The organism is Micromonospora sp. R311, assembly GCF_056780015.1.
In genome coordinates this window covers 20541-33572 of sequence record NZ_JBSWCE010000054.1, presented here as the reverse complement: position 1 = coordinate 33572, position 13032 = coordinate 20541, and the positions used below count along the sequence as shown (strand labels likewise).

The window sequence follows — 13032 nt, the reverse complement described above, 5'->3', positions numbered from 1 at the left end:
CAAGACCGGCGCACCCGTCACCCGGTCACTGATCGCCTACGACCACTGACCGGGATTCGGAACTACTCGTCTAGCGGTTCGTCCCCTGTCGGCCGCCCGGCGGCCGTCCTGCCTGCTCGTATCCCTTCCGAGGAAGATAGGAGGATTGTTCGGACTTGGCCCGGTCCGGCTGTTTACGGTGTGCCACAGAGGGTGCCCACCGTTTACGTGACGGGAGAGACCGACCATGCGCGTGCCCAGCCGAAGCCCGGGACACCAGCCCGGTCCGCCCGCCACGTCCACCGCCCCCGCCCGGCGCCGACCGCCGACCGCGGCGCGCCGGACCGTCCCGTCCTCCGGTCCCGACCTGGATGCCTACCGGGACGCCGTGGCCGAGCTGCTGGTCGAGGTCGGGGCCCTGGCGGGGGCGCCCTCCACCGCGGCCCGGCAGGTGCTGATCGACGCCCGGCTACGCGAACCGGCGATCGCCGCGGTGCTCGACGCCACGCCGCAGGGCTTCGTGGGCGCCCGCGAGACGCTGCTGCTGGAGATGGCGCGCTACCAGCCCAACGAGCGCAGCTCCGCGGCCGACCTGACCGCCCTGGTCCGGATCTACCTGCTCTCCCGCATCGACGTGATGTGGTGGCGCGACGCCCCCACCTACCTCACCGACGCGCAGGTCAACGGCAGCACCGAGCTGGTGGACCTGGAGTGGCTGCGCCGGCGGGGCCTGCTCCGCTTCCGCTACCGGGAGCAGCCGGGCACCGTGCTTGGGCGGGGGGTGCACGCCCTGCGCCGCCGGCTGCGCCCGGACGCCACCCCGCGCACCGCCGGGCTGCTGTTCCGCCGGGCCCGGCGGGAGGTGATCGCCTTCCTCAACGACCTCAGCCGCGAGTTCGCCGCGAGCACCCCGCCCGGTACCCCCCCGCTCTGGGTCACCAGCCTGGTCCGCAGCGCGGAGCACCAGTACCGGCTGCGCCGCCTCGGCTACGCCGCCATGGTGCCCAGCGGTCACTGCCTCGGCTGGGCGGCCGACGTGGAGATGGCCTGGTTCGACCGGTTCGGCGTCCGGGGCACCCTGGCCGGGCTGCTGCTGGCCCGGCAGCAGGCCGGCGAGGTCAACGTGGTCGACGAGGGCCAGGCCTGGCACGTCTGCCTGGCGCCCGGGGTGCGGCGGCGGCTGCGGCGGGCGTACGAAGCCGAGATGGGGGTCTGAGCGGGATGTGCGGCCTCGTGTTGAGCCTCGGCCCGGAGGCCGACCCGGCGATCTTCCGGCGGATGCTCGCCCTGCTCGCGTCGCGCGGCGAGGTCACCGAGACCCGGTACGAGAACGGCCTGCTCGCCGGCGTCCGGCGGCTGCCGGTGGTGGACCGGGAGCGGGCGGTGCAGCCGTGGACGTCCGTCGACCAGCGATGGGTGCTCTGCTACACCGGCGAGGTCTTCAACCACCACGAGCTGCGCGCGGAGCTGACGCGGCTCGGGTACCGGTTCCGCAGCGCCAGTGACACGGAGGTGGTGCTGGCCGCGTTCCTGCGGTGGGGTGAGGGGATGGTGGGCCGGCTGCGCGGCGAGTACGCATTCGCCGTCGTGGAGCGCGCCACCGGTCGCGCCTACCTGGTCCGCGACCCGCTCGGGGTGAAGCCGCTCTACTGGACCCGCACGCCCGGTTGCCTGCACGTCGCCAGCGAGGTCAAGGCGCTGGTCGGGCACGGCACCCCGATCGCCGAGGTGCCGCCCGGGCACCACGGCTGGGCCGATCCCGACGGGCCGGTCCTGCTGCGCCCGTACGTCGACCTGCTCCGGCTGGGCGAGGGGCTGCCGGTGGTGGACGACCCGGACGTGGCCGCCCTGCTCGTCCGTGCCGCGCTGACCGACAGCATCCGGGCTCGGGTGGACACCGACCTCACCGTGGGGGTGGTGCTCTCCGGCGGGCTGGACAGCTCGCTTGCCCTGCTGCACGTACGCGAGATGCACCCGGACTGCGTCGCGGTCACCGTCGGCGCGCCGGAGAGCCCGGACGTGGCGTACGCCCGGCGGCTCGCGGCCGACCTGGGCGTGCCGCACGAGGTGGTCGAGCTGCGCCCGCGCGACATCCGGCTGGCCGACATCCGGGAGGCGATCCGGATCTCCGAGCTGACCGAGTACGGCGACATCATCAACGCGGTGGTCTCCGTGCCGATCTTCCGCCGGCTGCGCGAGCTGGGTGTCAAGGTGGTGCTCACCGGGGACGGCTCGGACGAGCTGTTCGGCGGCTACCCGATGTATCACGAGGTGGGCCCCGAAGCGTCCCGCCGGCTCTTCCTGCACCGGATCCGCAACCTGTACCGGACCGAGTTGCAGCGGGTCGACCGGACCAGCATGGGACACGGGGTGGAGGCCCGGGTGCCGTTCCTCGACCTGAGGGTGGTGGAGCTGGCGATGCGGCTGCCGATCGGGTTGAAGCTGCGCGAGGGCCAGGAGAAGTGGATCGTCCGGCGGGCCTTCGCCGACCTGCTGCCCGACTACGTCCGGCGGCGGCCGAAGAACCCGATGTCCTACTCGTCGGGGCTGCACGAGCGGGCCCGGCTCTACAAGCCGCTCTTCGCCCGGCTGCACCGCCAGTTCGGCTACCACCTGTTGGAACCGGTCCGGCGGGACTTCGACACCGTGCTCACCCGTTGCGGCAACGACCTCGACCGGGCCCTCGCGGCCGGCCGGGCGCGGCCGGACTACACCGTCCTGGAGCACGCCCGTGACCTGGTCGGCGCCGCGAAGTGGAACGCCGCGCCGGTGGTGCGGCGGCTGGTCGGCCCCCGCCGCACCCGCGGCGACGAGGAAGCCCCGCTGCCGGGGTGAGTGACCCTCCCGGGTTCGCGGCCCGCGCTCAGGCGTCGGCGTCCGGCCGGTTCGTGGCGGTGCGGATCCGGGTGACCAGCTGCTCCAGCACGGAGACCTCCGCGCGCAGCGCGGCCCGGCCCTGCCGGGTCAACCGCACCCAGGTACACGGACGGCGACCCTCGTAGCCCTTCGTCACCTGGAGCAGCCCGGCCTCCTCCAGGATGCGCAGGTGCCGGTTGAGGTTGCCGTCGGTCAGCCCGAGCTCGTCGCGCAGGACCGCGAACCGGCACTCCTGCGCCTCGCTCAACACGGTGAGAATGCCCAGCCGGACCCGCTGGTGGACGACGTCGTCCAGGGCGGTGGCGGGGTGCGGTGGCTGCTGCCGCGTCACGCGCGGTCCGGGCGGCGGCCGGACACCAGCCGGATGGCGGCGACCGCGAGCAGGGGGAGCGCCATCAGGACAAGAAAGTGGCCGGGCCGCAGCGCGAGCTGGCCGCCGAGGCCGCCGTCGCCGCCGAGCAGCCGGCCGGCCCAGCCGGGCAGCGCGCCCAGCGGGAACGAGGTGCAGAGCCAGGCCGTGAGCAGGGCCATCCACCCGCCGGCCGCGGTGAGGCCGGCGCTGCGCTCGGCCCGGCCGAGCACCACGACCGCGGCGGCGAGCGGCAGCAGCGGGGTGAGCAGCCCGGGCCAGTACGGCCCGTCGGGCGTGGTGAGCCCGTCGGCCACCGGGCCGGTCGGCACCGCGGCGAGCACCGCCAGCAGGGCCAGCACCCCGAGCCCGGTGCCGGCGAAGAGCGGCCACGCCACCCGTACGCCGAGCCGGCGGGCGCGCCAGCGGTACCAGAGGCCGACGCCGGCGAACAGCAGCGGCGTGCCGACGAACCAGAACGCGTAGGAGGCCACCGGGCTGCGCTGCTCGTCGGGCAGCCCCGCCCACCAGGGATGCTCGGCCACGATGGACGTGGGGGAGGCCAGCGGGTGCCGGTAGAGCGCCATGCTGGCCAGCAGCAGCGCGGCGACGCCGAGGGCGGGCAGCCAGGCGCCGCCGTGGGCGCGCCGGCGGGTGCGTCGACGCAACCGCTCCAGGGCGGCGAGGGTGTCTTCGGCTTGTTCGGTGGCGCCGGGCTCCATGACGTACCCCTGTCTGGCTTTGCGACAGCGACAGCTTTGCAACGCAAAGCTTATGGTCGGCGCCGCCCGCTGGCAAGGCCCGCCCCGTGCGCCGGACCGGTGGCACGGCGGCCGCCGGCACGACCCGGCAGCGGGGCGTGGGCGGCCGCCCGTGCCGGGCGTGGCCGGCGCCGGCCGGGGTAGTAGCCGGACATGGCGGAACTGGACGTGCTGGTGGTCGGGCAGGTGGCCCGGGATCTCGTGGTGCAGGTGGACGAGCTGCCGCCGGCCGGCGGCGGCGCCGCGGTGCGGTGCCGCCGCGAACTGCTCGGTGGCAAGGGCGCCAACCAGGCCGTCGGCCTGGCACAGCTCGGCGCGCGGGTCGGGTTGCTCGGGGTGGTCGGCGACGACGAGGTGGGGGAGCGGCTGCTCACCCAGGCCCGCGCCGACGGGGTGGAGGTCGGCACGGTGCTCCGCCGCCCCGGAACGCGCACCGGGCTGATCGTCGACCTGGTCGACCGGGAGGCCCGCTGGCGCTACCTGGAGGACCTGCCCGACCCGGTCCTGCTCACCCCCGACGACGTGGCCACCGCCGCCGACGCGCTGCGGGCCGCGCGGGCCGTGCTGGTGCAGTTGCAGCAGCCATCGGCGGCGGCGCTCGCCGCGGCCCGGACCGCCCGGTCCGCCGACCGGCTGGTGGTGCTCGACGGGGCGCCCGAGGATCCGGCCGCCGCCGACGACCTGCTGACGCTCGCCGACGTGCTGCGGGCGGACGCCCGCGAGGTCGCTCTGCTCACCGGCGACGAGCCGGCGGACGCCGAGGCCGGGCTGGCCGCCGGGCGCAAGCTGTTGCGGCGCGGCCCGTCGCTGCTGGCCGTCGAGGTGGCCGGGGCCGGCAACGCGTTCGTCTGGCCCGACGGCGAGCTGTTCGTGCCGTTGAGTGAGACACCCACGGTGGACAGCACCGGAGCCGGGGACGCCTTCTTCGCCGCGCTCACCCTCGGGCTGCTCCGCGGCGAGCCCCGGGAGCGGGTGGCCCGGCACGCCGTCGCCGCGGCCGGCGCCACCGTCGGCCACCCGGGCGGGCGTCCGTCGTTGACCCCCGAGGCGATCCGTGACCAGCTCGACCGGATTCCCGACCGCTGACCCGCCCACCACCGGCCGGCGGCGTCGCGGTGCCGACCCGGGGGCGGGGTAGCGGCCGCGGCCACCCCGCCGCAGGACTGCGCGACGTTGTCGCGCAGCGCGGCCAGCAGGCTCTCGGCCGGCAACCGGGCCGCGTCGCGGCGGGCGCGCCGGTCGGCCATCCGGTTGACGTTCCCGCGCGCCCTGGCCAGCTCCAGCACTGCCCGGGCGAGCGACGTGCGGAACGGCATCGTGGTGTGCGCGACCACCTCGCGTACCCGCCAGCCGGCGCAGAGCGGGGCGACGGGCGGGGTGGCGCGGCTGGAGACCTACCGGGTCGAGCTGACCGGCTACTGCTACCGGATGCTCGGGTCCGGTTTCGAGGCCGAGGACGCGGTCCAGGAGACGTTGCTGCGCGCCTGGCGGTCGTACGACCGCTACGACGAGCGGCGGGCGTCGCTGCGCACCTGGCTCTACCGCATCGCCACGAACGTGTGCCTGGACATGCTGCGCGGCGCCCGCCGCCGGGCCCTCGCCATGGACCTCGGCCCGGCCGGGCCGCACGGCCGCGACGGCCGGGTAGGCCGACCCGCTCAACTCACCGGCAGTTGGTAGCGGCGTTCGCCACCGGCGGCGGTGGTCAGCCGGACCTCGCCGCTGCGCAGGCCGTACGTCACCGACCAGCGGGTGTGCGCCTGGCGGACGTCGGCGAGGATCTGGAAGGCGGCCGGAGCGTCGGCCACCCCGCCGCTGCGGCTGAGCGCCTCGGCGATCACCCCGTAACGGTGGTCCTCCCGCCGGCGCTGCTCCGGCACCCCGGCGACCGGCACGTTGGTCAGCGCCTGCCAGCCGCCCGCCCCCCGCTCGACGCGCATCCGGCCGTCGGTGAACTCGACCACCAGCGAGGCGCCGGTGGCGTCGGCGACGAGGTAGTGCAGCGGGGGCCCGCCGTCGAAGTCCACGTTGTACCGGTTGAAGACCGCCACCGCCTCGTCCACCGTGGCCGCCCGGTCGAGCACCAGCCGCAGGATGCGTACCGACCCGACGGTCGGCTTGCCCGGGTCGCGGTCGGACCGGGCGGCGTCGTCGGCGGCCAGCCCCACCGCCAGGCCGCGTTCGTTCATGCCGTCGAAGGGCAGCAGCGGGGCGTTGAGCAGCCGCCGGTCGTTCGTCGGGTCGGCGCCGACTCCGAGGTAGGACATGTCCACCACGGAGATGCTCGCGTAGCCGTCCGGTGGGTCGGTGCGCAGCACCATCGCCGGATTGGCATCCCAGTCGAAGTTGCGGGCGAACAGCGGCCGGCCGGGGTCACCCGCGGCGACGAAGAGCGAGCAGCCGAACGGCTTGGCTCCCGGGCTGGCGTCCGTGCCAACCGTCGGCTCGTACGCCCCGACGTAGGTCATCTCGTACAGCGGCAGGTCGTCGACCCTGCGCAGGCTGGCCAGGGTCTGCTCGACCTGGCCCGCGTCCTGGCGGGAGGCGATGGGCGTGCCGGTCGCGGCCGGGACGCCTGGCCCGGGCTCGGGCGGTACGGCAGTGGAACAGGCGGTCACGGCCAGCGCCAGGGCGACGCCGGCGCCCCACAGAGTCCTCCGCATATCCGTTGGACGCTATGGCAGCGATAGACGGTTGTCCACCGTCCCGGTTTCGGCGCGGGGGAGCTGGGTACCTGAATCGCCACGAACGAGAGGCAGGTGGCATGAAGCGCAACGAATACCACGTCGTACCGAACAGCGGCGGCTGGAAGGTCGAGCAGGGCAACCAGGTCGTCGGCACCTTCGACACCAAGCAGCGTGCCGTCGAGGCGGGCCGCAAGGCGGCGCACGGCAACGAGCCGAGCCAACTCGTCGTGCACAACGCGGACGGGAAGATCGAGACGGAGTACACCTACCAGAACGACCCGTACCCCCCGGCGGGCTGAGCGGCGGTCGCGGAGCGGCACCACGGGCCGCGGACGTGGCCGGGCCCGGCCCCTCAGGTGGGGGCCGGGCCCGGTTCTGTGTGTCGTGCGGCCTACCAGCCGAGGTAGCGCGGCTGGGTCTGCACGTTCAGCTCGCGGAACCGGACCAGCTCGGCCGTCCAGGTCCGCCAGTCGGTCAACTTCAGCACGTCGAAGCCCTTGGCGATGTCGTTGGAGTAGATGTGGCCGTTGTAGTAGTACGCGGACCACGAGCCACCGCCGACCGGCCGCTCCGTCGAGATCGGGCCGCGCTCCCAGAACGCGATCTCCTTCGGGTTGGCCGAGTCGGTGAAGTCCCACACCGAAATGCCGCCCTGGTACCACGCCTGGACCATGATGTCCCGCCCGAGCACCGGGATCAGCGAGCCGTTGTGCGCGACGCAGTTCTCGGTGTCGGCGTTGTTCCGCGGGATCTTGAAGTAGCTGCGGAAGACCATCGTCCGGTCGTCACCGCGGCCGGTGATGTCGTAGATGGCGTCCGCGCCCCGGTTCGGGCCGACGGTCTCGTTGCAGGTCGCGGCGCCGCCGCCACCCAGCTCGTCGGTGAAGACCACCTTGGTGCCGGCGTTGTTGAACGTGGCCGAGTGCCAGAACGCGAAGTTGGTCGTGTCCCGGACCCGGTTGATCACCCGGGGCGCCTCGCGGTCGCGGATGTCCATCAGGATGCCGTCGCCCATGCACGCGCCGGCGGCCAGGTCCCTGGCGGGGTAGACGGTGATGTCGTGGCAACCGGTGGTCGCCGACTTCTGGCCCGGGATGCCCTCGTACCCGCCGTCCGGGAAGAGGTTCGGCATGGCCACCACCGCCGCCTGGGTGGGCTTCTTCAGCGGCACCTTGATGATGGAGATCGAGTCGTGCGGCGGCGGGCAGCCGACGTAGGTGTCGGACGGCCCGTACGAGGACACGTACAGGTAGACCGACCGGTTGTCCTTGGCCGGCACCAGCGTGTGGGTGTGCGAGCCGCAGGCCGTCTGCACCGACTTGATGTAGCGCGGGTTGGCCTTGTCGCTGATGTCGAAGATCTTGATGCCCTCCCACTTCGTCTCCGGCCGCTGCACCTCGGTGCTGCTGCACGAGTCGTCGCTGCGCGGCGAGTCGGTGGAGAGGAAGAGCAGGTCATCGTGGACGGAGATGTCGTTCTGCGACCCCGGGCAGTACACCGACGCCACGGTGGTCGGCGCACTCGGCCGCGAGATGTCCCAGACGACGAAGCCGTTGTAGTTGCCGGCGAAGGCGTACCTGCCCTGGAAGGCCAGGTCGCTGTTGGTCGCGTCCAGCGGGGCCTGCTTCGGCAGGTTGGCGACCTGTCGCAGGTTGGGGCTGCTGACGATCTCGTCGACGCCGGGGATGGTGTTGGTGCTGTCCACTGTGCCGGCGGTCGCCGGCTGCGGGGTGGCCTGGGCGCTGCTCGGTGGCGCGGTGACCACACTGGCGAGGAGGAGGCCGGCCGCGGCGAGGCTCACTAGTTTGAGCTGCCGGGTCCGCGGCGTGGGGAATCTGATCATCGGCGAGCCCTTCGCAAGGGGGGTGGCGATTGTCCACACCTTACCGCCCGATGACGGCCGTCGATGTGAGATGAGTCACAGGATAGCCCCGCCGTCGATGGGCGCCATCGCGGTGACCTCGACCGGAGGCGGTCGGCTCATGACCAGTCGGAGGCTGCGGGCCCGACCGATTGTCACAGTGCCGCCCGCCGACGTGCCGCCCACCTGGACGCGACACGGGCCCGACCCCGCCAGGGTCGGGCCCGTGTCGTCGCGGTCAGTTCCGGTACTCGACCTGGGTCTGCGCGTTGAGCTGGTCGACGCGCCTCGTCTTCGCGCCGGGGATCGACTCGTCGTCGATCCGCAGCACGTCCAGCCCCTTCTGGTCGCTGGAGTAGACGTGTCCGTTGTAGTAGTACGCCGACCAGGTGCCGCCGAAGGTCAGCTGGGTGGCCGAGACCGGGCCCCGCTCCCAGTAGCCGATCTCCTTCGGGTTGGCCGAGTCGGTGAAGTCCCAGACCGAGACGCCGCCCTGGTACCAGGACTGGACCATGATGTCGCGGCCGGGCACGGGGATCAGCGAGCCGTTGTGCGCGACGCAGTTCTCGGTGTCGGCGTTCTCCCGGGGAATCTTGTAGTAGCTGCGGAACACCAGCGAACGGTCGTCACCGCGGCCGGTGACGTCGTAGATGGCGTCCGCGCCCTTGTCCGGCCCGACCTTCCGGTTGCAGGTCGCCCCGCTGCCGCCGCCCAGTTCGTCGGTGAAGACCACCTTGGTGCCGCTGTTGTTGAACGTGGCCGAGTGCCAGAAGGCGAAGTTCTTCGTGTCGCGCACCTGGTCGATCACCCGCGGCGCCTCGCGGTCGCGGATGTCCAGCAGGACGCCGTCGCCCATGCACGCGCCGGCCGCCAGGTCCTTCGCCGGGAAGGCGGTGATGTCGTGGCAACCGCTGGTCGCGGTGCCGTTGCCGCTGCCCTTGTATCCGCCGTCGGGGAAGAGGTTCGGCGTGGCCACGACCGCCGCGGCGGTCGGGGCGTCCAGCGGCACCTTGACGATGGAGATCGAGTCGTGCGGCGGCCGGCAGTCGGGGTACTGGTCCGACGGGAAGTACGACGACACGTACAGGTAGACCGTGGCGCGGTCCTTGGCCGGGACGACGGTGTGGGTGTGGGAACCGCAGTTGGTCTCGACCGCCTTGATGTAGCGCGGGCTGGTCTTGTCGCTGATGTCGAAGACCTTGATGCCCTCCCACGACTCCTTGATGGTCGCGGACTGCGCGACGCTGTTGCAGGAGTCGTTGCTGCGCGAGGAGTCGGTGGAGAGGAAGAGCAGGTTGCCGTAGACCGAGATGTCGTTCTGCGAGCCGGGGCAGAGCACCTGCGACACGACGGCCGGCGCGCTGGGGCGGGCGATGTCGTAGATCACGAAGCCGTTGTAGTTGCCGACGAAGGCGTAGTTGCCCTGGAAGGCGAGGTCGCTGTTGGTGGCGGTCAGCGGGGCCTGCTTCGGCAGGTTGGCGATCTGCCGCAGGTTGGGGCTGCTGACGATCTCGTCGACACCGGGGACGGTGCTGCCGGCGTCCACAGTGCCGGCCGGCGCGGTCTGCGGTGCCACTCGGGCGTTGCTCGGTGGGGCGGTCATGACGCCGGCGATGAGGAGGCCGGCCGCGGCCAGGCTCACGAGTGTGAACCGCCGTGTTCGCGGCGTGGAGGATCTGATCATCGGCGAGCCCTTCGGAAGGGGGTGGCGGCTGTCCACACCCTACCGAGCCTCGACATCCCTCGATGTGATCTGAGTCACATGTCAGTGCCTTCCTCAATGGATAGCATCGCGGTGACCTCGACCTCAGGGAGTGGCCCATGACCAACCGGCGCGCGCGGACCCTGGCGATCGTCACACTGGCCCTCGTCCTGCCGCTGGTGATCCTGATCGTGGTCCGGGCCGGCGGCGACCCGGCGCGCGACACCGGACCCGTTGCCGCGTCCACCGGCACGCCGGGCCCGACCGGCCCGCCGGTCATCGTGCCGGGCCGTCCCGGCGAGTCGGCGGCCGTCCGGCCGGCCGAGGAGGTCCGCGGCGCCGGTGAGCGTCCGCACAACGCGATGGACGTCGAGTTCGTCCGCATGATGATCCCGCACCACGGGCAGGCCCTGGTGATGGCCGAGCTCGCCCCCGACCGGGCCGCCGACCCCGACGTGCGGGCCATCGCCGAGCGGATCCGGGCCAGCCAGGGTCCGGAGATCGGCATGATGCGCGGCTGGTTGCAGAACCGGGGCCTGTCGGAGCACGTCGAGGGGCACGACCACGGCGCCATGCGGGGCATGCAGACGCCGGCGGCGATGGACCGGCTCGCCGCCGCCCGCGGCGCCGACTTCGACCGGCTCTTCGTGCAGATGATGACCGAGCACCACCAGGGGGCCATCGAGATGGCCACCGAGCTGCTCAAGGTCGGCTCCGACCTCACCCTCTCCGAGTTCGCCAACTCGGTCGCCACCGAGCAGTCCGTCGAGATCGCCCGGATGCGCGAACTGCTCGCTTCCTGATCGTCGGGGCGTCGCCCCGGCCCCGCGTCCGCAGAGGCGATCATGGCGCAGGCCTGCCCCGCCCGCCCGGCCACGTACGCTGGGTGACCGTGAACCGCACGCTCCTCGGCCGTCCGCTGCGCAGCCTCGCCTTCGACGCCTGCGTCTGCGGCCTGGTGGTGCTCTTCGCCCTCGCCGGCATCGTGACCCAGCCCGGTGGCTGGAAGGCGACCCTGGTCGGTTGTGCGATGGCGGTGGTGCTGCTGTTCCGCCGGGACCACCCGTCGGCGGTCGCCGCCGCGGTGGCCGCGCTCGCCCTGATCCAGGTGGCCGCCGGCTGGGGCCCGCTGGCCTTCGACGTCGCCGTGCTGGTCGCCCTCTACAGCGTGGTCAAGTACGCCGACCGGCTCCGCGACGGGATCCTCGCGGGCGCCGTCGCCGCCGTCGGCGTGGTGCTGGCCGCCGTGCAGACCCGCGGCGTCTTGTCCTGGTGGACCACGGCCCTCTACTTCGCGCTGGTCACCGGCGGGGTCTGGCTGGCCGGGCTGAACGTGCGCACCCGCCGGCTGTACGTGCTCAGCCTCGAGGAGCGCGCCGCCACCCTGGAACGGGAGCGCGAGGCCGAGGCGCGGGCCGCGGTCGCCGGCGAGCGGACCCGGATCGCCCGGGAGCTGCACGACGTGGTGGCGCACAGCATGGCGGTCATGATCGTGCAGGCGGACGGGGCGCGGTACATGCTCGACCGGGACCCGGAGACCGCCCGCGCCGCGGTGAAGGTGGTCGCCGACACCGGCCGGCAGGCGCTGGAGGAGATGCGCCGGCTGGTCGGCGTGCTGCGCGAGGAGGGCCGGCCGGAGCCGGCGCCCGACGCGGACGGGCCCGGCGTGGCCGCCGACCCGGAGCACCGCCGGTTGGCCCTGGCCGAGCTGCCCGCGCTGCTCGACCGGTTCCGCGCTGCCGGCCTGCGGGTGCGGCACACGGTGACCGGCGAGCCGGCGCCGTTGCCGCCCGGGCTGGAGCTGACCGTCTACCGGGTGGTGCAGGAGGGGCTGACCAACGCGCTCAAGCACGCCGGGGTCGGCGCGGGTGTCGAGGTCGCCCTCGCCCGTGAACCCGACGCCGTGCTGGTCCGGGTGGTCGACGACGGGCGCGGCCGGAGCGTGGTCGGCCCGGCGCCGTCCGGCGGTCACGGCCTGGTCGGCATGCGCGAGCGGGTGGCGGTGTACGACGGCAGCCTGACCGCCGGACCCCGGCTGGCCGGGGGCTGGCAGGTGCAGGCGCGGCTGCCGCTACCGTCGACGCCCGGAACGGAGGTGGTGGCATGACGGTCCGCGTGGTGATCGTGGACGACCAGGCGCTGGTGCGCGCGGGTTTCCGGATGGTGCTGGACTCCCAACCCGACCTGGAGGTGGTCGGTGAGGCCATCGACGGGGCCGACGCGCTGCGGGTGCTGGCCCGGGTCGAGGCGGACGTGGTGGTGATGGACATCCGGATGCCGACCATGGACGGGGTGGAGGCGACCCGGCGGCTCTGCGCCGAGCGGCCCGCCGGCCCGCCCCGGGTGCTGGTGCTGACCACCTTCGACACCGAGGCCGACGCGTTCGCCGCCCTCCAGGCCGGGGCCAGCGGCTTCCTGCTCAAGAACGTCCCGCCGGAGGAGCTGCTGGCCGCGATCCGGGTGGTCGCCCAGGGCGACTCGGTGGTCGCCCCGTCGATCACCCGGCGGCTGCTCGACCGGTTCGCCGGCCAGCTCGGCCCCGGCCCGGCGGAGGACCCGCGGCTGGCCCAGCTCACCGAGCGGGAACGGGAGATCCTGCTGCTGGTGGCCCAGGGGCTGTCCAACGCCGAGATCGCCGCCCGGGTGCACGTCGCCGAGGCCACCGTGAAGACCCACGTCGGGCGGATCCTGGCCAAGCTGCGGCTGCGCGACCGGGTGCAGGCCGTGGTGCTGGCCTACGAGAGCGGGCTGGTCACCCCCGGCGGCTGACGGCGGCTACGACCTGGGGCGTACGGCACGGGGCCGGCCGGGCGACC

The 13032-nt window shown here is 73.4% G+C and carries 12 protein-coding genes and 1 pseudogene; 8 read left to right on the top strand and 5 right to left on the bottom strand.

Going from position 1 to position 13032, the window contains the following annotated elements; translation table 11 throughout:
• Positions 1–226: 226 nt before the first annotated feature.
• Both AC1WTP_RS31440 and AC1WTP_RS31435 read left to right on the top strand, forming a co-directional pair.
• Entirely contained in the window at positions 227–1195 is a 969-nt protein-coding gene (locus tag AC1WTP_RS31440) for a hypothetical protein (RefSeq protein ID WP_481652864.1), read from the top strand.
• Between the two features lie 5 nt (positions 1196–1200).
• Positions 1201–2814: an asparagine synthetase B family protein gene (locus AC1WTP_RS31435; protein ID WP_481652863.1), complete on the top strand. Its 1614-nt coding sequence runs from the start codon at positions 1201–1203 to the stop codon at positions 2812–2814.
• 28 nt (positions 2815–2842) lie between these two features.
• On the opposite strand, the gene AC1WTP_RS31430 is transcribed toward AC1WTP_RS31435, so the two are convergent.
• Together AC1WTP_RS31430 and AC1WTP_RS31425 are read right to left on the bottom strand one after the other, a co-directional pair.
• Entirely contained in the window at positions 2843–3187 is a 345-nt protein-coding gene (locus tag AC1WTP_RS31430; protein WP_481652862.1) for a winged helix-turn-helix domain-containing protein, read from the bottom strand.
• On the bottom strand, positions 3184–3927 hold the full coding sequence (locus tag AC1WTP_RS31425) for a hypothetical protein (RefSeq protein WP_481652861.1): 744 nt from the start codon (positions 3925–3927) through the stop codon (positions 3184–3186). Before AC1WTP_RS31425 ends, AC1WTP_RS31430 begins: the two co-directional genes overlap by 4 nt.
• 192 nt (positions 3928–4119) lie before the next feature.
• On the opposite strand from AC1WTP_RS31425, the gene AC1WTP_RS31420 reads away from it, so the two are divergent.
• Together AC1WTP_RS31420 and AC1WTP_RS31415 are read left to right on the top strand one after the other, a co-directional pair.
• Positions 4120–5052 (top strand): PfkB family carbohydrate kinase, encoded by a 933-nt coding sequence (locus AC1WTP_RS31420; RefSeq protein ID WP_481652860.1) that lies wholly within the window; start codon positions 4120–4122, stop codon positions 5050–5052.
• A gap of 291 nt (positions 5053–5343) precedes the next feature.
• Positions 5344–5589: pseudogene (locus AC1WTP_RS31415) on the top strand (sigma-70 family RNA polymerase sigma factor); the annotation flags it as partial.
• A 35-nt stretch (positions 5590–5624) separates the two neighbouring features.
• Here AC1WTP_RS31415 and AC1WTP_RS31410 read toward each other — a convergent pair.
• A complete protein-coding gene (locus tag AC1WTP_RS31410) occupies positions 5625–6629 on the bottom strand; it encodes a linear amide C-N hydrolase (protein WP_481652859.1) in 1005 nt (334 codons plus the stop codon).
• Between the two features lie 101 nt (positions 6630–6730).
• On the opposite strand from AC1WTP_RS31410, the gene AC1WTP_RS31405 reads away from it, so the two are divergent.
• The gene (locus AC1WTP_RS31405; protein ID WP_481652858.1) at positions 6731–6952 is read left to right on the top strand and encodes a DUF2188 domain-containing protein; all 222 of its coding nucleotides are present in this window, start codon (positions 6731–6733) and stop codon (positions 6950–6952) included.
• Between the two features lie 92 nt (positions 6953–7044).
• Here AC1WTP_RS31405 and AC1WTP_RS31400 read toward each other — a convergent pair whose 3' ends face one another.
• Together AC1WTP_RS31400 and AC1WTP_RS31395 are read right to left on the bottom strand one after the other, a co-directional pair.
• The gene (locus tag AC1WTP_RS31400; RefSeq protein WP_481652857.1) at positions 7045–8496 is read right to left on the bottom strand and encodes an LVIVD repeat-containing protein; all 1452 of its coding nucleotides are present in this window, start codon (positions 8494–8496) and stop codon (positions 7045–7047) included.
• Positions 8497–8752: 256 nt separating this feature from the next.
• Positions 8753–10198, bottom strand: a complete 1446-nt coding sequence (locus tag AC1WTP_RS31395) for an LVIVD repeat-containing protein (RefSeq protein ID WP_481652856.1) — start codon at positions 10196–10198, stop codon at positions 8753–8755.
• 137 nt (positions 10199–10335) lie between these two features.
• On the opposite strand from AC1WTP_RS31395, the gene AC1WTP_RS31390 reads away from it, so the two are divergent.
• From AC1WTP_RS31390 to AC1WTP_RS31380, 3 genes are all read left to right on the top strand, one after another.
• Positions 10336–11019 (top strand): DUF305 domain-containing protein, encoded by a 684-nt coding sequence (locus AC1WTP_RS31390; RefSeq protein ID WP_481652855.1) that lies wholly within the window; start codon positions 10336–10338, stop codon positions 11017–11019.
• Positions 11020–11102: 83 nt separating this feature from the next.
• Positions 11103–12323: a sensor histidine kinase gene (locus tag AC1WTP_RS31385; protein ID WP_481652854.1), complete on the top strand. Its 1221-nt coding sequence runs from the start codon at positions 11103–11105 to the stop codon at positions 12321–12323.
• Positions 12320–12985, top strand: coding sequence for a response regulator (locus tag AC1WTP_RS31380; protein ID WP_481652853.1), 666 nt, complete (start codon positions 12320–12322; stop codon positions 12983–12985). Before AC1WTP_RS31385 ends, AC1WTP_RS31380 begins: the two co-directional genes overlap by 4 nt.
• Positions 12986–13032: the final 47 nt, after the last annotated feature.

Coding starts and splice junctions, on each gene's coding strand:
- AC1WTP_RS31440 (WP_481652864.1), top strand. CDS start 227: ATGCGCGTGCCCAGCCGAAGCCCGGGACACCAGCCCGGTCCGCCCGCC.
- AC1WTP_RS31435 (WP_481652863.1), top strand. CDS start 1,201: ATGTGCGGCCTCGTGTTGAGCCTCGGCCCGGAGGCCGACCCGGCGATC.
- AC1WTP_RS31425 (WP_481652861.1), bottom strand. CDS start 3,927: ATGGAGCCCGGCGCCACCGAACAAGCCGAAGACACCCTCGCCGCCCTG.
- AC1WTP_RS31420 (WP_481652860.1), top strand. CDS start 4,120: ATGGCGGAACTGGACGTGCTGGTGGTCGGGCAGGTGGCCCGGGATCTC.
- AC1WTP_RS31410 (WP_481652859.1), bottom strand. CDS start 6,629: ATGCGGAGGACTCTGTGGGGCGCCGGCGTCGCCCTGGCGCTGGCCGTG.
- AC1WTP_RS31405 (WP_481652858.1), top strand. CDS start 6,731: ATGAAGCGCAACGAATACCACGTCGTACCGAACAGCGGCGGCTGGAAG.
- AC1WTP_RS31400 (WP_481652857.1), bottom strand. CDS start 8,496: ATGATCAGATTCCCCACGCCGCGGACCCGGCAGCTCAAACTAGTGAGC.
- AC1WTP_RS31395 (WP_481652856.1), bottom strand. CDS start 10,198: ATGATCAGATCCTCCACGCCGCGAACACGGCGGTTCACACTCGTGAGC.
- AC1WTP_RS31390 (WP_481652855.1), top strand. CDS start 10,336: ATGACCAACCGGCGCGCGCGGACCCTGGCGATCGTCACACTGGCCCTC.
- AC1WTP_RS31380 (WP_481652853.1), top strand. CDS start 12,320: ATGACGGTCCGCGTGGTGATCGTGGACGACCAGGCGCTGGTGCGCGCG.